Genomic DNA, 22568 nt, shown 5'->3' with positions numbered 1-22568 from the left:
CGGCGGTGCTTTGTGCCTGCTCGCCCCCGGGAGCGCCGGACCGCCCGCTCTACGTTCGAATGAGCGGTCGCCCTGCGAGCGTCGTCAGCGAAGAGCGCCAGCGCGACGGCGTCGTAGCCGACGCCGAACGGGATGAGCCACCGCGCTGCCCGCTGTATGCGCGACACCGACCCCGGCGCCTGCGCCGACGGGTAGTGCCCGAGCAGCGGGGCGGTTTGCAGCGTGTGCATTTTTCCAGACCGACGGCTCATCGAGCAGGCGGGCCGGTCGGTCGTAGGAGAAGCCGACGAAGGTGGTGACCAGGAGGTGCGGGGTGCGCTGGTTCATGAAGACCGTCGGCACCACCCCGAGGCGCATGGGCTTGACGATCTTCATCCGACGGACTCCAGGGTAGCGGGCTCGATGGATCGTACGACGCAGCGGAGAGCGCGAGCCTGCTCCACAAGGAGTAGGTGGACTACCTGATGATTGTCAAATCCGCATCCGTCAAGCTGAGGTGGGTTTTGATCTTTTGCAGCTCGACATCAGTATTGATGCCCTTCCCCTTGAGCTCCTGAATCTTGAATTCCTTCACCTCCAAGGGGGCCTTTTTAAATGCCAGCCCTTTGATTCTCTCGTACTTTGTTCCATTAATGACCTCGACCCGCTTTCCAATCTCGGTTTTGTAAAGACCGGTCACGGTGCTGGCGGCGCTGCCCTCGATGATGCTCCTGCTCGGCCCTACAACTTTAGTGTAGCGGGGGCCATTGATTGTGGTGCGGGCGAGACCGGTGATCTTTGTGATGCTTCCCCCGCCGTGAATCGTGGTTTTTCGCCCTCGGAACAGGTCGGTCTCCACGTGGCCGAGGATTTTCGTTGTTTTCTTACCACCAACAACTGTCGTGCTATCGCCATCGATCTTCGTTTCGTTGTCTCCGTCGACCTCTGTCTCACGGTCACTATGAAAGATGCCCGTGTCCTTGCCCCCGATAGTGGTCGTACGGTTCCCGGCGACAGTCACCTCGCTTTTGCCATCGATCTCGACCTCGCGATCGCTTTTGAACACGGCCTTGTCCTTACCCCTGACCGTCGTTTTTCGTTTCCCCTTGATGAGGGTCTCTCGGTTTCTATGGACGGTCGTTTTTTCAGAGCCAAAGATGCTTGTCCTGCGATAGCCCAAGATCACGTTCTGTGAGTATCCAGCGATGAAGCTCCCGGCGTATCCCCCGACGGCGCTCAAGCTGAAGCCCCCGATCACGCTCTCGGAGATGCCCACGGTGATCGCCGTTCGGTTGCCAGTCACGATGTTCTCGGAGCTGCCTCCGATCCACACATAAGCGTGGCCTTGCGACTTGACCTCGTACGAGGCGCCGCCGTTGGGCGCCCCCATCCGGAGGTAGGTGTTGTCATAGGGCGTCGACAGCGTGACCCGCTCTTGCCCGGCCTGGTCTTCGAGCTCGAGCCGGTTCCGCCCGCCCGTCTGGATCACGTTCCGCGTGTTGTTCCCCGACGTGACCGGGCTCGGCGTCAGCGCGTTGGGCGCGACCCCGACGATGGCCGGCCTATCGGGATCGCCTCCCTCGAAGGCGCACATGACCTCAACGCCAGCTCGCAGCGGGAAGTGGAAGCCCTCGATGCCGCCGCCATGGGGCTGGAGCATCCGGACCCAGGTCGACGCCTTCCCCCCGCTCAGGTCGCTCTCGTCGAAGTGGAACTTGATCCGGTAGCGACCATGGCTGTCGATCTGCGCGTACTCGCTGGCCGCCGCGCCGTCGACGATCGCGATCTCGGTGCCGTAGATGCGCGGCCACTCGGTGACCTGCGGCGCGCGGAACTGCGTCGTCGTGGGGATGGCCTTGGCCTCCATGCGGTAGTTCGCGTTCCACGGCGCAAGCTCGCGAAGCTCGGGCATGTCCGGGGCCTGGTTGGACCAGTGCTCGACCTCGGTGGTCAGGTACTTCGTGTTGAACGCGGCCCGCGGATGGTCCTCGAGCTCGAAGGTGAACCCAGGAATCAGCGTCGTCGCATTGCCCATCACCTCGTAGACAACGCCGGCCGCGGAGAGGCTCTCGGCCTTGATCCGCGCCAGCCGCGCGCCCTCGCCCGACGAGAAGAACCGCGCGCCGTACAGGCTGACCTCACCAAAGCCATTGGGGCTAACCGACGCCTGCCCGGAGATCGGTACGGCCGGCGTGGCGTAGTTGTAGTCCTTGAGGCGGACGGTGCCGGGTATGGCGTCATGCTGGCAGGTGAAGGCGTAGACGGTGTCTTTCGCGGTGTTGGCACCGCCAGGTTGCGGGTAATAGCGAGCGGGCTTGTCGCCAGAGGGCTGATGGGCCGACTTGTCATCGACCAGCACCAGCGTCTCGCCGCCCTCCCCATGCTCGAAGTAATAATAGATGCCTTCGCGCTCCATCCACCGGGCGACGAAGGCGTAGTCGGTCTCGCGGTACTGGCAGACATGCTCCTCAGCGGCGTAGGAGCCCTGGAGCTGGAGGGCGCAGTCCGTGACGCCGCCCTTTTGAAGGACGGCTTGAATGATCTCCGGGACGGCCTTCGTGGTGAAGACACGGCTGTGAAACGACATGGCAAGCAAGGCGAGGCGCGGGACCATGGTGGCCCGGAAGACGCACCGACCGGCGAAGTCGTTGACGAGCTTGATGCTGCCCAGGATGCCACTTCGAAGGAAGCGCGCGCCGCCGTCGCTCCGCTCCAGGGAGATGCTCACCGGCTGGCCCACGGCCGCGGCCATATCAAAGCTATGGCCGACATCGTTGGTCATCACCAGGTAGAGCTCGAAGCGATAGAGCTTCGAGATGCCCTCGGTGCCACGAAAAGCCACGAGCTTGGTGGAAGAAGGCAGGGCGCTTGATTGGACGACAAACGTATCGGGCATGGAGCTCCTCACGGTGAGAAACGACGGCAGGCGCAGACGGGCTGAGGAGTATATGCGAAATTTGTGTGAATGGTGTGGCCCTGCGCCTGGTTGTTGCTGTCTTTTGATGGCGGTCGGGTGACGAATTTGTTTCAGGTGACGCCGTTCAATCGACGACTTCCGGCTCGCGCCCATTGTCACGCGCCACCGGTCGGCGATCCGCGCCGGCTCGCCTCCGGGAGGACGGGGCCGCCGTTCGCCTCGGCGCGCTACATTCGAAGGAGCGGTCGCCCTGCGAGCGCCGTCACGAAGAGCGCCAGCGCGACGGCGCCGTAGCCAATGCCGAACGCGATCACCCATCGCGTTGCCCGCCGCGTGCGCGGCGCCGAGCCTGACGCCCGCGCCGACAGCCAGTACCCGACCAGCGGGACGGCTTGCAGCGCGTGCATCCCGAAGAAGTGGGCTATGCGCAGGTCGCCTCCTCGTGTGCTCCAGTTGACGACGGGGAGCCCGGGTCCGCCGTCGGCGACGCCGACGCTGTGCGCGTTGTGCGCCGACATGAAGCCGCCTTCCGCGCACGCCAGCAGGAACACGAGGAGACCCAGGCGGATGCCCCAGAGGTAGGGAGCCGGCAGCGGGGGTCGCGTCGTCCAGAACCTGTACGCGAGGTACGCCGCGAGCGCCGTGTTCACCAGGATGGCGATGCCCATGAGCGCGAACACCGCTCCGTCGAACAGCGTCGATTGATTGAAGTGCGACGCCACGCCCCGCGCCGCCTGCGCGGCGATCGCGATCATCTCGAAGCTCACAAGCCCCACCGTGCCCCAGACGACCGCCCTCCGGCCCCTCGGCGGGAGCGCGACATCGCCGACGAGCCAGTTGATCGTCAGGAGGTAGATGGCGATCGAGGCGGCGAATTTGGCCGGCTTGATCCACGGGTTCACCCCCATCACGAGGCGCGCATCGAGCGGGGCGACGGCGAGCAGCACGACGAGCAGCGCGACGTGGGCGGCCGCCGCCACGAAAAGGACGGGGCTTCGCCGGAGGAGCTCCTCGATCGAGCGAGGGAGCGAGAGCGAGAGGCTCAGCGAGCGCGCGCTCATCTCAGGCCTCCCCGGCGCGGTGCTGCACCGCCGTCTTGCCGAGGGCGCGCGCCGACCGATCGGCGATCGCGCGGACGGCGAGGTAGAGCGAGAACCCCATCGGCCCGAGCATCAGCGTCAGATAGAGCACCGGGGCCATGAGCCACGGCGAGATGTCGCGATCGCGGCTGTCGAGGTACACCCACCGGCCCACGAAGAGATCGAAGGCGAGGAAGTGAACCCAGCCGATCGTGGCGCCCGCGGGCGAGCCGAGCAGCGGGGCGACCGTCGCGAGGCTCGGCTGGTTGACGATCGGGAACACCTCGCGGAGGACCGGGAGGACGAGCGCCGTGTAGAGCAGCGCGGGCGCGACGACCACGAGCGGCGACTCCATGATCCGCCGCGTCCATCGAGAGCGGGGCAGAAAAACCATCAGGAACCAGAACGGCATCACGAGGAGGCCGCTCAGCCCAAAGACCCTATCCATCATACCCTCCACCGACTGTTGTTTGTAACGATGAAACTATGCGTAACAGTGTTAACTTTGCGGGAAAAAAAGAGAGCGCTCAGGGGCGCAGGCCTCGGACCATCATCTTCATGGCGATCGCCATGGTCCGGTCGACGTCGTCGGCCGTGAAGCGGCCGCGGTCGGCCAGGCCAAGGGCGGTGATCCCGTGGACCAAGGCCCAGACCACCTGGCTGTGGCGCTCCACGTCGCCACGCTGCATCACGCCGGCATCCATCGCGGACGCGACAGCGTTTTGCAGCACGTTGAACGAATCGATCATCGGCTGCTGCCGCGCTTTCCGCTGGTCGAAGACGAAGTCGAAGCGCTGCATGAACATCAGCCGGTAGTGCACCGGGTTATCCATGCCGAAGCGAACGTACGCGGCGCCGAGCGCCACGAGCCGCTCGATCGGGTCCGCCGTGCTCTCGGCGGCCGCGACGAGCGCCCGCTGGAACTCGGTGAAGCCGTCGTGAACGATCGCGAACAGGAGATCGTCCTTGTTCTCGTAATAGCGGTAGATCGTCGTCGCCGAGTAGCCGATGCGCTCGGCCACCTGGCGCATCGAGAACGCCTCGTAGCCCTGCTCCAGAAATAGCTCGCCCGCCGCCGACAGGATCGTGCCCCGGAGGTTCTCCTTCTGCTGCTCGCGGCGCTGCAGGCTCGACGCCTGCAGGCGCTCCGCCTGGGTCGTGCCGCTGGTCTTCGTGGTCTTCGGGCGCGAGCTCGCCATGTCCGTGTCGCCTGTCCTCCGGGCGGCGCAGCCGCCGCCCCCATCGTCATACGTAACGGTGTTACTTTTTATAACGACAGCATCGTCGACCGTCAAGGGTCTCGTTGCGAGGGCGTTGTGGAGGCCTCCCGGGCCTGAGCCTCTTCGAGCGGGCGCGGGGCGGGCCGGGACCTGGCGACCGGCTCGGCCTGCAGGCGCGGTCGCTCGATCCGCGGGAGGGAGGTCCTGCCTTGCGGTGGGCGTGATAGGCTCTGGTCATGGCCCAGGCCGCAGCTCTTTCATCCGCACCCCCGTCAGGCCGGCGGATGTCGCTCATCGAGTGGGCGGCCCTGCCCGAGGATGAGCCGGGCGAGCTCGTGGACGGGTTGCTCGTGGAGGAAGAGGTGTCCGGCTACGTTCACGAGGTCGTGGTCGGCTGGTTGATCCACATGCTCCGCGTCTGGATCACCCCCCGGGGCGGGCTGGTGGGCGGCTCGGACGCGAAATTCGCGGTGAAGCCGCAGCGGGGCCGGAAGCCCGACGTGACCGTCTTTTTCCCCGGGAACCGGAGGCCACCAGCGCGGGGGCTCGTGCGTATCCCGCCCGATATCGCCGTCGAGGTCGTCTCTCCCACGCCGAGCGACGGGCGCCGCGATCGTGTCGAGAAGCTCCGCGAATATGCTGCCTTCGGGGTGCGCTGGTACTGGATCGTCGATCCGCAGCTCCGGAGCATCGAGGTCCTCGAGCTCGGGGCGGATGGGCGCTACGCGCACGCGCTCGACGCGACCGATGGGAGCATCGATGTGCCTGGATGCGAAGGGCTCCGGCTGGATCTCGATGCGTTGTGGGGGGAAGTCGACCAGCTCGGCACCGAGGAGGGCGGAGCACTGGAGGAAGACCAGGAGAGCTGGCCGCGGTAGCCTGCCGGCGGCGCCTTACGGCGCCGTCCGAGCCGCCCTTCGTCAGCTCGCCTCGCCGGTGCGGTCAGTTGATGGGCACGAACTCCACACACGCCTCTTCGATCGCTGCGAAAGCGTTCGTGAGGCCGTCCTCGAGGTGCCCTTCGCACAGATCCCAGAAGAACCCACGGCCGTCGGCGGCGAACAGGTCCACGAGCTCCTGCATGTCCCGGGCTTCTTGCGCGCTCCCATATTCGCCCTCGCACTCCCGCCTCCCGGCGATGCCGAGGAACACCACGTTCTTCGCGTCACCCTTCGCGGCGACCAGCCGATCGTGGATCTGCTGCGGCGTCTGGCGCGGGACGGGCTGCTCGTCCTCGTCGGTGATCGCCACCACCACGAGCAGGGCGTCGTTGCGGAGGAACCCCGCGTTCTGGGCGGTCGAGAACGGCGGCTCCAGCGCGGCGGCGACGGTGGACGCGGGCTGCTCGTCGTCGCTGTCGCCGGTGCACTCGACGTCGTCCCCATAGAGATCTGCAGCGCACTGGAACTCGCTGGTGAGGTCGGTGCTCGTGCTCTCCATCCAGGCCTTGCCGCTCTGGAACGAGCACTCGCCCGCGGCGCCGCGCGTGTGGAAGTTGGCGGGGAGGGGGCAGGCGTCCATCACGGCCGCGCGGAAGTCGAGGATGCTATCGATATTGAGCAACGCCTGCGCGAACGCCGGGAACACGATGTCGCGCATCGATGCCTTCTCCTCATCCATGCTCGAGGAGTTGTCGAGCGCGAACACGACATCGACGTGCTCGCACCCCGAGGAGGCCGCGCCGCTGCCTCCTCCCCCGCTGGTCCCGCTGCCGGACCCGATCCCGGAGCCAACCCCCTCGCCGAAGGAACCCCCTTGGCCGCTGGTACCACCCGCCGGCTCGCCGCCCGAGCTCGATCCGCCCGGCGAACCGCCGGTATCGCTCGTGCCCGAGTCCCCGCCGCAGCCCACGAGACCCACCGTCGCCGCGCAGAGCGCTGCGCACCATGCCCTGAGATCCATGCCGCTCTCCTTCGCTTTAAGTTAAGGGCGCAGTGCCCCTGCCGTTCGCCGCACGGCCCTGTGCGACAATCGGGCGTCAGAGAGCTGACGGTATCATGAGCGCAGCACCGACTCTACGGTCGGCTCGACTCAGCCGTTCGCCGCACGGGGCAACGGTGCGTCATCGTCCGACACCGGGAGCCCAGGTGCGCGATGGCCCAGCCCGAGCGCGCTCCGGAAACCCTCGATCGTGCGGCGCAGACCCGTGCGCAACGGCACCTTCGGCTCGAACCCGAGCACCCGCCTCGCGCGATCGATGACCGGCTGCCGCTGCCTCGGATCGTCCTCGGGCAGCGGGCGGAACACCACACGACCCCGGCTCCCGGTCAGGTGGAGCACCTCCTCGGCGAGCTCCAGCACCGTGAACTCCTCGGGATTGCCCAGGTTCACCGGGCCCGTCTCGGCCGGGTGCTCCATCAGCCGGACGATCCCCTCGATGAGGTCGTCCACGTAGCAGAAGCTCCGTGTCTGGGAGCCATCGCCGTACACCGTGAGGTCCTCACCCTGGAGCGCCTGTACGATGAAGTTCGACACCACCCGACCGTCATCGAGCGCCATCCGCGGACCGTACGTGTTGAAGATCCGCGCCAGGCGCACCTCGACGCCGCGGCGGCGGTGGAAGTCCATCACCAGCGACTCGGCGCAGCGCTTCCCCTCGTCGTAACAGGAGCGGATCCCGATCGGGTTCACGGCGCCCCGGTAGCCCTCTGGCTGCGGGTGGACCTCGGGATCGCCGTAGACCTCGCTGGTCGACGCCTGGAAGACCCGCGCCCCGCAGCCCTCGGCGAGCTTCAGCGCGTGGAACGCGCCGACCACATTGACCAGCGTGGTCCGGACCGGATCGCGCTGGTAATGCGCCGGGCTCGCCGGCGAGGCGAGGTTGTAGATGCGGTCGACCTCCCGCTCGTAGGGCTGCAGGACGTCGTGCTCCATCAGCCGGAAGCGCCGGTGAGAGAGGAGATGGGCGACGTTGTCGCGGGAACCGGTCGAGAGATCGTCGAGCGCGACGACCTCGTGGCCCTCCCGGATCAGCCGATCACACAGGTGGGAGCCGACGAATCCAGCGCCCCCGGTCACCAGGATGCGCAGCGCTGCGCTCATGTCTCTCTGACCTCCTCTCCAGGTCGACTCCCCACGTCGACGTCACCGTCCCCGGTCCCCCGGGCGCTCCGGCGCGTCCTGCTCGTCGAGCAGCTCCCGGGCGTATCTCTCCAGCGCCTCGGCGCGGTGCGCCGCGGTGTGCCGGGCGAGCACGCGCTCGCGCGCCCGCTGGCCGATCGCGATCCGCTCCCGCTCGGGGAGCTCGCGGAGCAGGTGGAGCACCTCCTCCGGGGAGCGGGCGACCAGGATCTCCTTGCCAGGCTCGAAGAGCTCGTCGAGGCCCGGCCAGTCGTCGCTGATCACCGGTACGCCGCAGGCTGCGGCCTCGAAGAGGCGCACGCTCGGCGAGTACCCCGCCTCGATCATGTCCCGGCGGGTGACGTTGAGCGTGAAGCGCTGCGCGCCGTAAAAGCCTCGGTGCTCGCCGGGCGGGACGTGATCCGTGCGATCGACGTTGGTGGGCCAGCCGATGTCCGCCGGGTACTGCGGGCCTGCGACCACGAAGCGGCCTCGCCCCCAGCGGCGCGCCGGAGCGACGAGGAGCCGGTCCAGCGTGGGCTGGCGATCGGCGCTGTACGTGCCGAGGTAGCCGAGATCCCACCGGGGCGGCGCGCGCTCCGGGAAATACTCGTCCGGATCCACCGCGCAGTAGAGCGGCCGCGCCCGCTTCGCCCCGTGGCGGCGCTCGAGCCGCTCGAGCGTCGGGCCGCCGGTGAACGAGAGGTACAGGTCGTACCGCGGGATCAGCGCCGGAGACAGGTACCCGGCGCCGCCCCGCTCGATCTGCTTGAGCGTCACCGGCGTGTCGATGTCGTAGAACGCGGTCTTCCCGCGCGCCGTCTCCGTCACCCAGGCGCCGACCTCGGCGCCGTCGGGCACGTAGGACCCGACGACCACCAGGTCCGCGTCGCGCACCGCGCCCCCGAAGCGCGCGCGGAGATCGTCGAGCCCCCGGTAGAGCTCGGTCCGGCCGTAGGGCGGGCTCGGGAGGTCGCGGTTCTCCGCGTAGAACGAGAGGTCCCGCTCCAGGAACAGCACGCTGTGCCCCCGCTGGGCCAGCCGCCGGAGTAGCCCGCGGTACGTCGTCGCGTGGCCGTTGCCCCACGACGAGGTGATCGACAGGCCCAGGAAGAAAGACCAGGTTGTAGCGCGGGATCTGCGCGCGGAAGGGATCTGACGGCGCGGCGCGGACCCGCTCGAGCGTGGCCGGGGCGTCGACGTCCCAGAAGATCGTGGTGAGCCCCGGCCGATCGAGCGCGGCGACCTCGGCCTCGAGCAGCTCGTCGAAGACGCCGACGCCGCTGGCCTTGACGACCACGTCGGCGCTGCGGGCCTGCTCGACGAGCCGCCTGGGCTCCTCGGGGTCGGTGCCGGAGTAGACAACGACGCGGGCCCACGGCGGGTCCTCGATGTCGCGGTGCTTCTGGCGATCGTAGGCGTCCGGCTCGTGGAAGGTGATGCGGTGCCCTCGCGCCGCGAGGGCGCGGAGGATGCCGCGGTAGTAGGTGGCGGCGCCGTTCCAGTAGGCGGAGACGAGGCTCGATCCGAAGAAGGCGATGTCGAGCGATCGGCTCGGGGTCGGGCGTCGGTTGCGTCGGTTCATGACGTGGCTCGCTGGGGTGTGGCGGCGGGCGCGGGGCGGTCGACCTCGACGCCGAGCTCGGCGGAGATGGCGAGGAGCCCCGCGCGCCGCGAGCGCGCGCGCGAGCTCGATCGCGTAGGAGAAGACGCCCCCCACCGTGTCGGCGGTCATCAGGACGGAGCCGGGGGCGCGCGCAGCGTCAGCCATGGCCGGGGGGCGCGATCAGTTGTCCTTCGCGCAGAAGGTGCAGTGGTAGGGGCACCCTCTGGACGCCTCGACCTCGGCGCCGGGGCCGATCGGGGCGGTGTCGAAGCGGTGGTGGTGGTGGGCGTGGCGCGCCACCGTGGCCTCGTCCCAGCGGAGGGCCGGCAGCCGGTCCATGTCCGAGCCGCGCGGGCCGCCCTGCACGCGCGCCTCGTCGCCTTCGAGCCAGGCGATCGAGTCGATCTCGCCCCAGCGCGATCGCGGGCGATCGGCGAGCTCCACCAGCACGTCCTCGCACTCGCCCATCACCACGGCGTCGACCCCGAGCTTGCGCAGGGTGGCGCGGGGGGTGGTGGAGGCGTGGGGGCCCACCGCGAGCCGGAGCCCTGGCAGCCCGTGGAGCGCGCGGAGCGCCTGCTGCGGGACGCGGAGCTCGGGCGGGGCGCAGCGCCAGAAGAGGTAGCTCGGCGCGGTGGTCACCACGATCGCGTCGGCGCGGAGCGCGGCCACCTCGTCGCGGAGGGCGCCGTCGGCGAGGCCCCGGGCCTGGGCGTCGACGACGGTCGCCTCGTGCTCCGCGGCCTCGAGCAGCGCCCTGGCGTAGCCGTATTCGAGGGGCAGGTGGGGCTCGCGGCAGCCGAAATAGATGCTCCCCTCGAAGCTCCAGGCCGGGTTGACGAGCGCGAACCTCACCGGACGCCCCCCGCGCACGGCTCCTTCGCGGCCTGGCCCGCGATGGCGGCGGCCTTCCCGGCGCCGGTCGCCTCCGTCATCTCCCGCAGCCAGCCATGCAGCCTGCGCACCCCCTCGCGGACCCGGACGCGCGGCCACCACCCCGTGGCCGCGGAGAGCCGGCGGCAGTCGGAGACGTAGTACCGCTGATCGCCCGGCCGCCACCCTTCGAAGCCGATCAGGGGGCGCTTGCCGTCGAGCTCCTCGATGAGGTCGAGCAGCTCGAGCAGGCTGAGGGTGTTCTCCGGGCCCCCGCCGACGTTGAACGCTGACGCCGAGATCTGCCGGATGTCCCTGCGGGCGAGGAGGAGCGCGTCGACGAGGTCGTCGATGAAGAGCACGTCCCGCACCTGCATCCCGTCGCCATAGAGGGTGATCGGCTCCCGCCGGAGCGCCTGGAGGAGGAAATGAGCGACCCACCCCTGGTCCTCGGTCCCGAACTGGCGAGGACCGTAGATACAGCTCATCCGGAACACCGCCGCGGGGAGCCCGAAGGTGCGGGCATAATCGATGACGTACTGGTCCGCCGCGCCCTTGGAGCAGCCGTAGGGGCTGTGGAAGTCGAGCGGGCGGGCCTCGGAGACGCCGGAGGCACGGAGCCCTGGATCCGTGGGCTCGTAGCGCCGAGCGCTGCACGAGAGCGGGACGTCGGGGAGGCCGCCGTACACCTTGTTGGTGGACGTGAGGAGGAGCGGCGGCGGGGCGCTCTCGGCGCGGATCGCCTCGAGGACATTGAGCGTCCCGCGGGCGTTGATCTCGAAGTCTTCCACCGGCTGGACGAGGCTCGTTGTCACGGCCACCTGGGCGGCGAAGTGAAAGACGCTGGAGGCGCGCCGGACCGCGGCCGCGACCGCGCGGGCGTCCCTCACGTCGCCGGTGATCAGCGTGACGCGGTCGCCGTGGGTGCGCCTCAACCACTCGACGTTGCGCGCCACCGAGGGGCGGGAGAGGTTGTCGAAGAGGATCACCGTCTCTCCCGCCTGGAGCAGGCGGTGGGCCAGGTTGGCCCCGATGAAGCCGGCGCCGCCGGTGATCAGCGCCGGGCGTCCTGGCGCTGGGGTCGCGCCGCCCGGGTCGAGCGCCGCGGCGCTCATACCGTCAGCCCCCTGGATTCCAGCTCGGCGCGGGCCTGGGCGACAGCGTCCTTCGCCACCTGCCCCTCGAGCCAGTCGGCGAGATCGCGGAGCCCCTCCTCGAGCGAGACCCGGGGCGCATACCCGATCTTCTGCTGCGCCGCGCTGATGTCGGCGAAGCAGTGCCGGACGTCGCCCAGCCGGGATTTCCCCACGATCTCGGGCTCGATACCGCTCTTCCCCATCACCTCGCGGACGCGCTCGGCGACCTCGCGCACGCTGTACGACCGCCCGCTGCCGATGTTGAGCACCTGGCCCACCGCGGCGTCGGCGCCGAGGGCCCGGACGCAGGCGCGGGCGACGTCGGTGACGCTCACGAGATCGCGCCGCTGCAGCCCATCCTCGAAGATCACGGGCGGACGGTCGTTGAGGAGCCTCGCGGCGAAGATGGCGAGGACGCCGGTGTACGGGTTGGAGAGGGCCTGACGGCGGCCGTAGACGTTGAAGAAGCGGAGGGCGACGGTCGGGATCTGGTACGCGCGCCCGATCATCAGGCAGAGCCGCTCCTGGTCGTACTTGGAGAGCGCATAGACCGACTCGAGCGACGGGGGCTTGGACTCGGGCGTCGGGATGGGCACGAGCGCCTCGCCGGCCTCGCTCCGGACCTCCCAGTCGCCGCGCCTGAGCTGCTCGAGCGGCCGGCTCGCGCCGGGGACCACCGCGCCGGAGGCCGTCCGGTAGAGCCCCTCGCCATACACGCTCATGCTGGAGGCGACGAGCAGCCTCGAGACCGGCTTCTCGGCGAGCTCCTCGAGGAGCACGGCGGTGCCGACGTTGTTGATCGAGGTGTACTCCGCGATCTTGTACATGCTCTGTCCAACCCCGACCGCGGACGCGAAGTGGACAACCGCGTCCACGCCGCGGAGCGCCGACTTCACCGCGTCCCGGTCGCGGACATCGCCCACGATGAGCTCGACTTCCGGGTCGAGGTACGCTGGGCGGCGGCGGTCGGGGCCGTGCACCTGGGGGACCAGGCTGTCGAGCGCCCGGACGCGGACCCCCTGGCGCAGGAGCTCGTCGGCAACGTGAGAGCCGATGAACCCCGCTCCACCGGTGATGAGGACGTGACTCGTCATATCCCTCTGGTTCGATGATCAGCGCGCGGCGGAGACGCCGCGAGCCCGGGCGGAGCAGGCGAGGCGCGCGAGGCCAGATGAGGCCGGAGGCCGAGGTGCCCTTGCGATGACATCGTGCTCCGGCGGATCGCTGCGCATCGTGTCCGGCTCCGTTCGTTGCAAACAGGGCGTGATCGTTGCCCCGGACGCCATCCGAGTATCATGCGACTCAGGATCACGCAACATGGTTTGTGAGGTATTCAACAAGGGCCCGTTCCGTGCGATTTTCCGTGCTCCGTTGAGGAATGCTCGAGTCTGGCGAGCCCATAGGGGCTTTCCCGTCCGTCTTCCGGGCTGGTCTGTACCGTTCGAGCGCGCGAGATCCGCTGACATCGGAGCAGCTAGGGCGAGCCCGTAGCGATTGCTCTGATCGGTTGTGTCTCGCCACATTGCATTGAGCTGCGAGGAATTCCACGACCTTTCTGCCGGCGTGCGAGCGGCACTGGCGCGCGAGCGTGCGAGCACGCGGCGGCGAGCGCGGCGTGGCCCCGGCCGGGCACAGGCGCTGCTATGCTTGCCGCCGCCCGCAGCGTGCGGGCCTCCCGTACGAGCAAGAAAAGGAGAGGAGCGATGATCGTCGTTACCAACCGCATTCCCGTCGCCGAGGGCCACGAGGCCGATTTCGAGGATCGCTTCAAGAAAAGGGTCCACCTGGTCGATCAGGCACCCGGCTTCATCCGGAACGAGGTCCACAGGCCGAAGCCGATGAAGCTGGACCACGCGACCGGCGCGTGGAGCCCGGACCCGGACGCGCAGGGGTTCTACGAGGTGAAGACCTGGTGGCGGTCCATGGACGACTTCATCGCCTGGACGAGGAGCCCCGCGTTCGCGGAGGCGCACCGGAACCGCGCGCCGAAGGAGATGTTCGCGGGCCCGAGCAAGCTCGATATCCACGAGGTGTTTCTCAGCACCGATCTGAAGGAGTAGGTCCAGAGCGTGCTGGCGCTCGATCGACCGACGACGCGCGACGACCGACCGCGCGTCTGCCTCCGCCCGCCGCCTCGAGCGGCGCGTCGGGCCCTGCAACGCAGGCGCCGCGCGGGGCCTGCCGGGACGGTAGACCCGGTCCGAGGCATCTGTTATAACGGATCTACGTAGCCGGTCTGATCGGGTCCGGCCCGACGCGTGGAGCCGCCAGGGGAGGGGGCGAATCGGCCAGGTCGCCTGCCGCCCTTCACGGCCTCGCGCCGCGGGCAGCGCACGCTGGTCCTCACCGGCGGCGCCTGGAAGAACACGCGAACGCCCAGAACCAAGGAGACGCAGCGCATGCGGTTTCGTCCCGATCCCACCTTTTACCCGTCGCCGCGCCTGGCGATGGAGGCGCCGCCCGAGCGGCTGGCTTACGTGACCGCGCTCGACGCGGGCGCCGCGCTGAAGCGCCAGGGCGAGCTGCGCCATGACGCGCTCACGGTCGTCGATCTCGATCCGAGGTCGCCGACGTACGGCACCCTGGTCTCGGTCAACGAGCTGCCGACCTACGGCGACGAGCTCCACCATTCCGGCTGGAACGCGTGCAGCGCCGCCCTGTGCCCCTACGCGCCGCACCCCCACGTCGAGCGCCGCTATCTGCTGCTCCCGGCGCTCCGCTCGTCGAACATCTTCGTCTTTGACGTCAAGGCGGACCCGCGCCGCCCCGAGCTCGTCCACACGGTGCGCGCCGAGGAGATCGCGAAGCGGGCCGGCTACTCTCGCCCGCACACGCTGCACTGCGGCCCCGACGGCATCTACGTGAGCGCGCTCGGCAGCCCTGACGGCGATGGGCCGGGGGGCATCTTCGTGCTCGACTGCGAGAGCTTCGATGTGCTCGGCCGATGGGAGATCGATCGCGGGCCGCAGTTCCTCCACTACGACTTCTGGTGGCACCTCGGCCACGACACCCTCCTCACGAGCGAGTGGGGGACGCCGAGGATGATCGAGGACGGCGTGAATCCGGAGCTCCTGCTCGGCAAGAAGTACGGCCACAGCGTTCACGTATGGGATCTGCGGAAACGCAAGCACCTCCAGGCGCTGGATCTCGGCGATGAGCACCAGATGGCGCTGGAGCTCCGCCCCGCCCACGACCCGACCAAGGCGTATGGCTTCGTCGGCGTCGTCGTGAGCGTCAAGGATCTCTCCGCCTCGATCTGGCTCTGGCATCGCGACGGCGATCGGTGGGCGATCCGCAAGGTGATCGAGGTGCCTGCCGAGCCCGCGGATCCCGACCTCTTGCCGCCGCTGCTCAAGGGCTTCAAGGCGGTGCCGCCGCTGATCACCGACATCAACCTCTCCCTCGACGACCGGTTCCTCTACGTCTCTTGCTGGGGCACAGGCGAGCTCCGGCAGTACGATGTATCGGACCCGTTCCACCCGAAGCTGGTCGGCTCGGTGCACCTCGGCGGGATCGTGCGCCGGGCGGCGCATCCCCGCTCTGGCCCGCTGCGGGGCGCGCCGCAGATGGTCGAGGTGAGCCGCGATGGCCGGCGCGTCTACTTCACGAACTCGCTGTATGCGTCGTGGGATGAGCAGTTCTATCCCGAGGGCGTCGGCGGCTGGATGGCCAAGGTCGATGTGGCGGCGGGCGGGGGCATCGCGCTCGATCCCGACTTCTTCGTCGATTTCGGCTCGCTGCGCCCTCACCAGGTGCGGCTCGAGGGGGGCGACGCGTCGTCCGACTCGTTCTGCTACCCCTAGCCGGCCATGATGCCCTGGCTCACGCTGGCGCTCCTCGGCGCCTATCACGGCATCAACCCTGGCATGGGCTGGCTGTTCGCCGTCGCCCTGGGCCTGCAGGAGAAGAGCAGCCGCGCGGTGCGGCGGGCGCTCGTCCCGATCGCGCTCGGCCACGCGGCGTCGATCGGCCTCACGGTCGCGTTGCTCGGGGTCGGGCTCGCGAGCGTCCCCGCCGCGGCGCTCCGGTGGCTCACGGCGGCCGCGCTTGTCGCGTTCGGCGTGCTCAAGCTGGTGAGGCCGCGCCACCCGAGGTGGGTCGGGATGCGCGTTGGCTTCCTCGACCTGACCTGGTGGTCCTTCCTGATGGCCACCGCGCACGGCGCGGGGCTCATGCTGCTCCCGATCTTCCTGATCGGCGCCGACAACCCCGCTCCGTGCCACGGCGGGTGTCACAACGCGGCTGGCCTGTCGCTCGCGAGCCCGCTGGGCTACCTCGCCGCGGTCCTCGTGCACACGGCCGCCATGATGGCTTCGGCCGCTGCCGTCGCGCTCGTGGTCTATCACAAGCTCGGCGTCGCCATCCTTCGCACCGCCTGGTTCAACCTCGATCGGGCCTGGGCCGTCGCGCTCATCGTGGCTGGCATCATCGCGGTGCTGCTCTGACGTTGTGACGGGCGACCGGGCGACAGCCTGGCTCCCGAGCTCGCCCGCACCCACCTCGACACCCCGAGAGTCGACGGCGGCCCGCCTGCGCACCTCTGCGCGATGTGCAACCGTGCCCGACAACTCTATAAATTTGTCGCGCATCGCGCTGACCTAGCCCGATCGTCGTCAAAGGCTCTCGCATGGCCAGGGATTCACATTATGTCAAGCTCGAGCTTCTCCACGAAGGGGCAGATACCCTTGTCTTTCGAGCGCGTCGGGAAGAAGACGACCGGCCGGTAGTGCTCAAGGTGTTGCGACGCGACCACGCCGACCCCCGCGCTCTCGGGCGGCTGCTCCACGAGTACGAGATCGCCAGTGCGATCGACGCTCCGGCTGTCGTCAAGCCTTACGCGATCGACGCGCTCAACGGCCAGTCTGCGCTGATCCTGGAGGACTTCGGGGGCCGCCCGCTCGATCATCGCCTCGACGAGCCGATGCCGCTCGAGCGCTTCTTCCCCCTCGCCCTCCGCATTGCCGGGGCGCTCGCCGAGCTGCATCGGCATCACCTTATCCACAAGGACATCAAGCCTCAAAACCTGCTCTACAACCCGGATACCGGCGAGGTCAGGATCACCGATTTCGGGATCGCCTCCCGAGCGCCTCGCGAGTCCCAGAACCTCACCCACGCCGGTCTCATCGAAGGAACGCTGGCCTATATGGCCCCGGAGCAGACGGGCCGGATGAACCGCTGGATTGACGAGCGGAGCGACCTGTACTCCCTCGGGGTCACGTTCTACCAGATGCTCACGGGCCGCCTGCCCTTCGAGGCGCGCGATCCCCTGGAATGGGTGCATTGCCATATCGCCCGAGCGCCGCTACCGCCCCACGTGGTCCAGCCCTCCGTTCCCCCTCCGCTGTCCGCCGTCGTGCTCAAGCTGCTGGCCAAGGCCGCCGAGGAGCGTTACCAGAGCGCGCTCGGCCTGCGGCACGACCTGGAGGCGTGCTTCGCAGCGTGGCGGGCCACCGGCACCGTGAACGCCTTTGCGCTCGGGCAGCGTGACCTCTCCGACCGCTTCCAGGTCCCGCAGCGGCTCTATGGACGCGAGCGCGAGGTCGAGGCGCTGCGCGCCACCTTCGAGCGGGTGGTCGCGCAGGGTCGGACGGAGCTCGTGCTCGTGTCAGGGTACTCGGGCATCGGCAAAACGTCGCTCGTCGCCGAGCTGCACAGCCCGGTGGTGCGGGAGCGGGGGTATTTTCTCTCCGGCAAATGCGACCAATACAACAGGAACATTCCCTACCTTCCTTTCCTCCAGGCGTTTCGAGGTCTCTTGCAGGAGATCCTCTCCGCCAGCGAGGAGCGGGTCGACCGTTTCCGGCAGCGTCTCCGGGAGGCCCTTGGCTCGAACGGTCGGCTGCTCGCCGACGTGCTGCCCGAGATCGAGCAGCTCGTGGGCCCGCAAGAGCCCATGCCCGAGCTTCCGGCGACCGAAGCCCAGAGCCGGCTGCTCGCGACAATCCAGCGCTTCGTCGCGGCGACCGCCCAGAAAGAGCACCCCATGGTGCTCTTCCTCGACGATCTTCAGTGGGCTGACGCGGCCAGCTTGAAGCTCGTCGAGCAGCTCGTGACGTGCACCGAGACCGCGCACCTGCTCGTGCTCGGCGCCTATCGCGACAACGAGGTCATCCCCGCGCACCCGCTTCCGCGCATGCTGGCCGAGGCGAAGAAGCACGGCGCCGTCGTCTCCGACGTCGTCCTCGCGCCCCTCTCGGGGGCTGATGTTGGAGCGCTCGTGGCCGAGGCGGTCCACGCCAGCGCGGCGAAGGCCGAGCCCCTCGCGCGGCTGGTCCACGAGAAGACGGGTGGCAACCCGTTCTTCGTGCTCCAGTTCTTGATCGCGCTGCATCAAGAGGGGCTCATCACCCTCGACGCCGAGGCCAGCGCATGGCGGTGGGACATCGCCGCGATCCGCGACAAGGGCTTCACCGACAACGTCGTCGAGCTGATGACGGAGAAGCTAAGGCGGCTCCCGGAACTGGCGCTGGACGCGCTCAAGCTCGCCGCGTGCCTGGGCAGCCGCCTGGACCTCGACACCCTCGCCGTGGTCGCGAAGCGGCCGGCGGCAGAGCTCCGCGAGGCGCTCGAGGCGGCCGTACAGGAGGGGTTGATCGTTGGTCAGGGCGGAACGTATAGGTTCCTCCACGATCGGGTGCAGCAAGCCGCCTATGCGTTGATCCCGGAGGGACGGCTCGCCGAGGTGCACCTGGGGATTGGCTGGCTGCTCTTGAAGCGACAGCGCGCGGAAGAGCGTGAGGACATGATCTTCGACGTCATAGGGCACCTCAACCGCGGCGCGACGCTCGTCCGCTCCCGGGCGGAGAGGGAAGAGCTCGCCGCGTTGAACCTGCGCGCCGGCAGGAAGGCCAAGGCCGCGGCGGCGTTCCACGGCGCGGCTGCCCTCTTCGCCGCGGGCATGGCGTTGCTCGCGCCGGACCGCTGGGAGACGCAGTACGAGCTGACCTACAACCTGACCTTCGAGCGCGCCTACGCCGCGTACGTCACAGGCAGCTTCGAACACGCCGAGCCGCTCTTCGAGGAGCTCATGTCTCGGGCGCGGACCGAGCTCGAGAGGGCCGCGGTCGTCGAGCTTGCGGTCGGTTTCCTTGTGACCCGCAGGCAGAGCGTTCGCGCGCTCGAGCTCGGGCTCCGGTGCCTCCGCGCCCTCGGCATCGATTTGCCGCTCCATCCCACCGACGCCCAGGTCGAAGAAGAGACCGAGCGCGTGTGGCAGACGCTGGGGGACCGGGCGATCGAGGATCTGATCCGCCTGCCCCCCATGACGCACCCGGAGATCAAGGTCGTGATGGGCGTCCTGCGAGGTGTGGCCCTCGCCGCGTATTTCGTGGACCCGAACCTGATGTATCTCGTCAACGTGCGCAAGATCGAGCTCAGCCTGCGTCACGGCAACGCCGAGAGCTCCGCCCACGCGTACATCAGCTTCGCGGTCGAGATCGGCCGGAGGTACCGGAGATACAAGGAGGCTTTCCGCTTCGGCGAGCTCGCCTGCGGCCTGGCGGACGGGAGCAGCCTCCTCACGAAGTCCTTCGTGTTTACCATCTTCGGTCATCACCTGAGCCTCTGGCGGCGGCACTACCGAGAGGCTCCCTTCTATGCGCGTATCGGCTTCGATGCCGCGATCGAGTCCGGCGATCTGCACCTGGCGTGCAACACCTGCCTGTACGCCCCGCTGTTCCCGCTCGCCTGCGGTGAGCCTCTGGAGGACGTCCTTCGTGAGGTCGAAGAGCGACTTGGCTTCGTGCGCAGAGCACGTCACGCGTTCTTTCATGACATCCTCCTCGGCGTTTATTGCCTGATCCAGACGCTGCGAGGGAGGCCGGTCCGCCTCTCGATGCTGGATGGAACCGCGCTGGATCAGGCGGCCTTCGAGGCGCGGCTGGATCCGAAGGATCTGGAGGGGGCTCACTGCTTCTACTATATATTGAAAGCACAGGCGTTGTTCGTGCTCGGCCACCCCAGGGAGGCGGTTGCAGCGACGACCATCGCGAGCGCCGAGCAAGCCTGGAAGTTCGAAATGGGCCCATTGATCGTCGAGTTCGTCTTCTATCGCACCCTCGCGCTCGCCGCCGTCTGCGATGAGTCGCCGTCGCCACGGCGGGAGCTCCCCGATGGCCTCCTCTCCGGCGAGAGGCAGCTCGGCGTGTGGGCGGATAACTGCCCCGAGAACTTCCTCCACAAGCACGCCCTGGTGCGCGCCGAGATCGCCCGGCTCCTGGGGCACGACTCCGAGGCGAGCCGGCTCTACGAGCAAGCCATCTCGTCGGCGCGGGAGCACGGCTTCGTCCAGCACGAGGCCATCGCGTGCGAGCTCGCTGCGGCGTTCAGCCGCGAGCGCGGCCTTCCCATTGCCTCCGACGCCTACCTGCAAATGGCCCGCGCCGGCTACTTCCGCTGGGGCGCTCATGCCAAGGTGGAGCAGCTCGACCAGCGCTACCCCCACCTCGCGGGGCGCAAGCCGATCGCCCCCACCGTCACCTTCGCGCTGCGGGCCGAGCAGTTCGACGTCCTTTCGGTGGTCAAGGCATCTCAGAGCATCTCCGGGGAGCTGAAGCTGCCGCGCCTGCTCGAGACATTGCTGCGCGTCGTGGTCGAGCACGCAGGCGCCGATGAGGGGGTTGTGCTCCTCGTCCGTGGCGAGCGCATGTCGACCGCGGCCGCGATCGCGGCGAGCGGAGGGACGGTGCGATCGTTCGATCTGGGCGGGGAATCGACCGCGGCGCTCCCGCGATCGATCCTCAACTACGTTCGCCGGAGCCGCGAGCGCGTGCTGCTCGACGACGCCGCCGCCCCGCACCCGTTCCTGGAGGACGAGTACTTCACGCGCAGGCGGCCGAGGTCGTTGCTATGCCTCCCCATCGCGCGCCAGACCCGGCTGGTCGGCGTCCTCTATCTGGAGAACGGCCTGGTCACCGGGGCGTTCACCCCCGGGCGGCTCAACGTGCTCGAGCTGCTCGCCTCGCAAACGGCGATCTCGCTGGAGAATGCCCTGCTCTATTCCGATCTCGAGGAGGAGAACGCCGAACGGCGGCGGGCAGAGCAGGAGCTCAAGGCGAATCAAGAGATCCTCCAGGGCATCGTCGACAACTCGGCGGCGGCCATCTTCCTCAAGGATCGCGAGGGCCGCTTCCTGCTCGCCAATCGGCGCGTGTGCGACCTGTTGCGCCTGCCGAGCGAGCAGCTCCTCGGGAAGACCGATGCAGAGATCGTCCCCGGTCCGATCGCGGAGACCCTTCGTGACCACGACCGGATGGTGCTCGAGGCGGGAACGCCCATGGAATGGGAGGAGGAGCTGCCGCTCTCCGATGGGCCGCGCACCTTCCTGTCGGTCAAATTTCCCCTCGGCGGAGGCGCCGCGCCGCGCGCGCTCTGCGGTATCTCCACCGACATCACCGAGCGCAAGCAGGCCGAGCGGGCCCTGCGCTTTCTGGCCGAGGCGAGCCGCAAGCTGATGGCGCTGGGCTACGACGCTACGCTCGAAAGCGTGGCCGATCTCGCGGTGCCCGATCTCTCCGACCAGTGCCTCGTCAGCGTCCTCTCCGAGGACGATGCGGTCTTTGGCACCGCCGCCTCAGGGGTGCGCCTCGAAGAGGTCGAGGCGCTGCGTCAGGCGCTGACGTCCCCCGCGGCGGCGACGTCGACCGAGGCCGAGATCGGGAACGTCCGCGGCCTGCCCCTCATGCAGCAGTTCGGCGTCCACGCCTACCTTCGCGTTCCGCTCCGCGCGCGCGATCGATGCCTCGGGGTCATGTTCCTGCTCGCGACCGCGCCGCAGCGTCGTTATGGGCCCGCCGACCTTGCGCTGGCGGAGGAGCTGGGGCGCCGTGCCGGCCTCGCGCTCGACAACGCCCGGCTGTACGCGTTGGCCCGGGAGGCGATCGGGCGGCGGGACGAATTCCTCACGATCGCCTCTCATGAGCTCAAGACCCCGCTCACGTCGCTGCAAATGCAGATTCAGAGGATCGAGCGGCTCTTGCGCCACGACCCGTCCGCGCACCTCAACCCAGCGCGGATCGAGGCCATGCTCCACGTCCTCCATCGGCAGAGCGCGCGGCTCGGGAATCTGGTGAACGAGCTGCTCGACGTCTCGCGGCTGAACGCCGGACGCCTGACGCTGGCGTGCGAGCCAATCGAGCTCTCCCGCCTGACCCGCGAGATCGTCGAGCGGGTGGCGCCGCAGCTCGCCGCGGCCGGCTGCCGCGCAGAGCTCGACGTGGACGAGCCGGTGGTTGGGTTCTGGGATAGGTCCCGCCTGGAGCAGGTCCTGCTCAACCTCCTGTCGAACGCGATGAAGTATGGCATGCATCAGCCCATTCACGTGGGCGTGCGCAGGCAGGGGGACTCGGCGGTGATCACCGTCCGAGATCAGGGGATCGGGATAGCAGAGGAGGATCAGGCCAGGATCTTCAATCGCTTCGAGCGCGCGGTGTCGGTGCGGAATTTCGGTGGTCTTGGCCTCGGCCTGTATCTGGTGCGCTGGATCGTGACGTCGCATGGCGGGACCGTCCGGGTGGAGAGCAAACCGAACGCTGGAGCGACGTTCATCGTGGAGCTCCCCTTGCGCTCCCCGGCGGTGGGCAACCAGGACGACACGGCACGCCACAGGGCTGACGACGAGGGCCTGAGGCGTATCCCAGGAAACGCTTGAACGCGAGCGCCCTCGTGTACTACGAGGCCGGCCGGGCGTGCTCGTCGGGC

General features: G+C 68.6%; 15 protein-coding genes and 2 pseudogenes. 5 read left to right on the top strand and 12 right to left on the bottom strand.

Features of this window, described 5'->3' with window-relative positions; genetic code table 11:
- Positions 1-84: 84 nt before the first annotated feature.
- The 5 genes from WME79_RS36955 to WME79_RS36935 all read right to left on the bottom strand — a co-directional run bounded on the left by WME79_RS36955 (position 85) and on the right by WME79_RS36935 (position 5270).
- Positions 85-375, bottom strand: coding sequence for a hypothetical protein (locus WME79_RS36955; protein ID WP_437524825.1), 291 nt, complete (start codon positions 373-375; stop codon positions 85-87).
- Between the two features lie 82 nt (positions 376-457).
- The gene (locus WME79_RS36950) at positions 458-2875 is read right to left on the bottom strand and encodes a type VI secretion system Vgr family protein (protein ID WP_437524823.1); all 2418 of its coding nucleotides are present in this window, start codon (positions 2873-2875) and stop codon (positions 458-460) included.
- 248 nt (positions 2876-3123) lie between these two features.
- Positions 3124-3957 (bottom strand): hypothetical protein, encoded by an 834-nt coding sequence (locus tag WME79_RS36945; RefSeq protein WP_437524821.1) that lies wholly within the window; start codon positions 3955-3957, stop codon positions 3124-3126.
- A 1-nt stretch (position 3958) separates the two neighbouring features.
- Positions 3959-4423, bottom strand: a complete 465-nt coding sequence (locus WME79_RS36940) for an ABA4-like family protein (RefSeq protein ID WP_437524819.1) — start codon at positions 4421-4423, stop codon at positions 3959-3961.
- 79 nt (positions 4424-4502) lie between these two features.
- A complete protein-coding gene (locus tag WME79_RS36935) occupies positions 4503-5270 on the bottom strand; it encodes a TetR/AcrR family transcriptional regulator (RefSeq protein ID WP_437524817.1) in 768 nt (255 codons plus the stop codon).
- Between the two features lie 209 nt (positions 5271-5479).
- On the opposite strand from WME79_RS36935, the gene WME79_RS36930 reads away from it, so the two are divergent.
- On the top strand, positions 5480-6073 hold the full coding sequence (locus WME79_RS36930; protein WP_437524814.1) for a Uma2 family endonuclease: 594 nt from the start codon (positions 5480-5482) through the stop codon (positions 6071-6073).
- A gap of 64 nt (positions 6074-6137) precedes the next feature.
- Here the strand turns inward: WME79_RS36930 and WME79_RS36925 are convergent, their stop codons facing one another.
- The 7 genes and pseudogenes from WME79_RS36925 to WME79_RS36895 form a co-directional block, all read right to left on the bottom strand.
- On the bottom strand, positions 6138-7097 hold the full coding sequence (locus WME79_RS36925; RefSeq protein WP_437524811.1) for a hypothetical protein: 960 nt from the start codon (positions 7095-7097) through the stop codon (positions 6138-6140).
- A gap of 129 nt (positions 7098-7226) precedes the next feature.
- A complete protein-coding gene (locus WME79_RS36920; RefSeq protein WP_437524808.1) occupies positions 7227-8237 on the bottom strand; it encodes a UDP-glucuronic acid decarboxylase family protein in 1011 nt (336 codons plus the stop codon).
- 42 nt (positions 8238-8279) lie between these two features.
- Positions 8280-9410, bottom strand: coding sequence for a CgeB family protein (locus WME79_RS36915; RefSeq protein ID WP_437540012.1), 1131 nt, complete (start codon positions 9408-9410; stop codon positions 8280-8282).
- Positions 9360-9840: pseudogene (locus WME79_RS36910) on the bottom strand (hypothetical protein); the annotation flags it as partial. The gene WME79_RS36915 and the pseudogene WME79_RS36910, both read right to left, overlap by 51 nt.
- 204 nt (positions 9841-10044) lie before the next feature.
- Positions 10045-10716 (bottom strand): annotated as a pseudogene (locus WME79_RS36905) (TIGR04295 family B12-binding domain-containing radical SAM protein); the annotation flags it as partial.
- A complete protein-coding gene (locus WME79_RS36900; protein ID WP_437524805.1) occupies positions 10713-11849 on the bottom strand; it encodes an SDR family NAD(P)-dependent oxidoreductase in 1137 nt (378 codons plus the stop codon). The gene WME79_RS36900 and the pseudogene WME79_RS36905, both read right to left, overlap by 4 nt.
- Positions 11846-12964: an NAD-dependent epimerase/dehydratase family protein gene (locus WME79_RS36895; RefSeq protein ID WP_437524802.1), complete on the bottom strand. Its 1119-nt coding sequence runs from the start codon at positions 12962-12964 to the stop codon at positions 11846-11848. Before WME79_RS36895 ends, WME79_RS36900 begins: the two co-directional genes overlap by 4 nt.
- A gap of 609 nt (positions 12965-13573) precedes the next feature.
- Here WME79_RS36895 and WME79_RS36890 point away from each other — a divergent pair.
- From WME79_RS36890 to WME79_RS36875, 4 genes are all read left to right on the top strand, one after another.
- Positions 13574-13930 (top strand): antibiotic biosynthesis monooxygenase family protein, encoded by a 357-nt coding sequence (locus WME79_RS36890; protein ID WP_437524800.1) that lies wholly within the window; start codon positions 13574-13576, stop codon positions 13928-13930.
- Between the two features lie 339 nt (positions 13931-14269).
- A complete protein-coding gene (locus WME79_RS36885; protein WP_437524798.1) occupies positions 14270-15673 on the top strand; it encodes a selenium-binding protein SBP56-related protein in 1404 nt (467 codons plus the stop codon).
- A 6-nt stretch (positions 15674-15679) separates the two neighbouring features.
- Positions 15680-16315: a hypothetical protein gene (locus WME79_RS36880; protein ID WP_437524796.1), complete on the top strand. Its 636-nt coding sequence runs from the start codon at positions 15680-15682 to the stop codon at positions 16313-16315.
- Positions 16316-16497: 182 nt separating this feature from the next.
- On the top strand, positions 16498-22518 hold the full coding sequence (locus WME79_RS36875) for an AAA family ATPase (RefSeq protein WP_437524793.1): 6021 nt from the start codon (positions 16498-16500) through the stop codon (positions 22516-22518).
- The last annotated feature ends 50 nt before the right edge of the window (positions 22519-22568 follow it).

This window comes from Sorangium sp. So ce726 (assembly GCF_051521405.1).
Taxonomy (GTDB): domain Bacteria; phylum Myxococcota_A; class Polyangia; order Polyangiales; family Polyangiaceae; genus Sorangium.
Note: the sequence above shows the minus strand (reverse complement) of the source record. Positions and strands in the feature narration are given on the sequence as shown.

What these genes read in the sequence shown, in the direction of transcription:
- WME79_RS36875 (WP_437524793.1), top strand. Translation starts at nt 16,498, where the DNA reads ATGGCCAGGGATTCACATTATGTCAAGCTCGAGCTTCTCCACGAAGGG.
- WME79_RS36950 (WP_437524823.1), bottom strand. Translation starts at nt 2,875, where the DNA reads ATGCCCGATACGTTTGTCGTCCAATCAAGCGCCCTGCCTTCTTCCACC.
- WME79_RS36890 (WP_437524800.1), top strand. Translation starts at nt 13,574, where the DNA reads ATGATCGTCGTTACCAACCGCATTCCCGTCGCCGAGGGCCACGAGGCC.
- WME79_RS36880 (WP_437524796.1), top strand. Translation starts at nt 15,680, where the DNA reads ATGATGCCCTGGCTCACGCTGGCGCTCCTCGGCGCCTATCACGGCATC.
- WME79_RS36925 (WP_437524811.1), bottom strand. Translation starts at nt 7,097, where the DNA reads ATGGATCTCAGGGCATGGTGCGCAGCGCTCTGCGCGGCGACGGTGGGT.
- WME79_RS36920 (WP_437524808.1), bottom strand. Translation starts at nt 8,237, where the DNA reads ATGAGCGCAGCGCTGCGCATCCTGGTGACCGGGGGCGCTGGATTCGTC.
- WME79_RS36885 (WP_437524798.1), top strand. Translation starts at nt 14,270, where the DNA reads ATGCGGTTTCGTCCCGATCCCACCTTTTACCCGTCGCCGCGCCTGGCG.
- WME79_RS36945 (WP_437524821.1), bottom strand. Translation starts at nt 3,957, where the DNA reads ATGAGCGCGCGCTCGCTGAGCCTCTCGCTCTCGCTCCCTCGCTCGATC.
- WME79_RS36930 (WP_437524814.1), top strand. Translation starts at nt 5,480, where the DNA reads ATGTCGCTCATCGAGTGGGCGGCCCTGCCCGAGGATGAGCCGGGCGAG.
- WME79_RS36955 (WP_437524825.1), bottom strand. Translation starts at nt 375, where the DNA reads ATGAAGATCGTCAAGCCCATGCGCCTCGGGGTGGTGCCGACGGTCTTC.
- WME79_RS36895 (WP_437524802.1), bottom strand. Translation starts at nt 12,964, where the DNA reads ATGACGAGTCACGTCCTCATCACCGGTGGAGCGGGGTTCATCGGCTCT.
- WME79_RS36900 (WP_437524805.1), bottom strand. Translation starts at nt 11,849, where the DNA reads ATGAGCGCCGCGGCGCTCGACCCGGGCGGCGCGACCCCAGCGCCAGGA.
- WME79_RS36940 (WP_437524819.1), bottom strand. Translation starts at nt 4,423, where the DNA reads ATGGATAGGGTCTTTGGGCTGAGCGGCCTCCTCGTGATGCCGTTCTGG.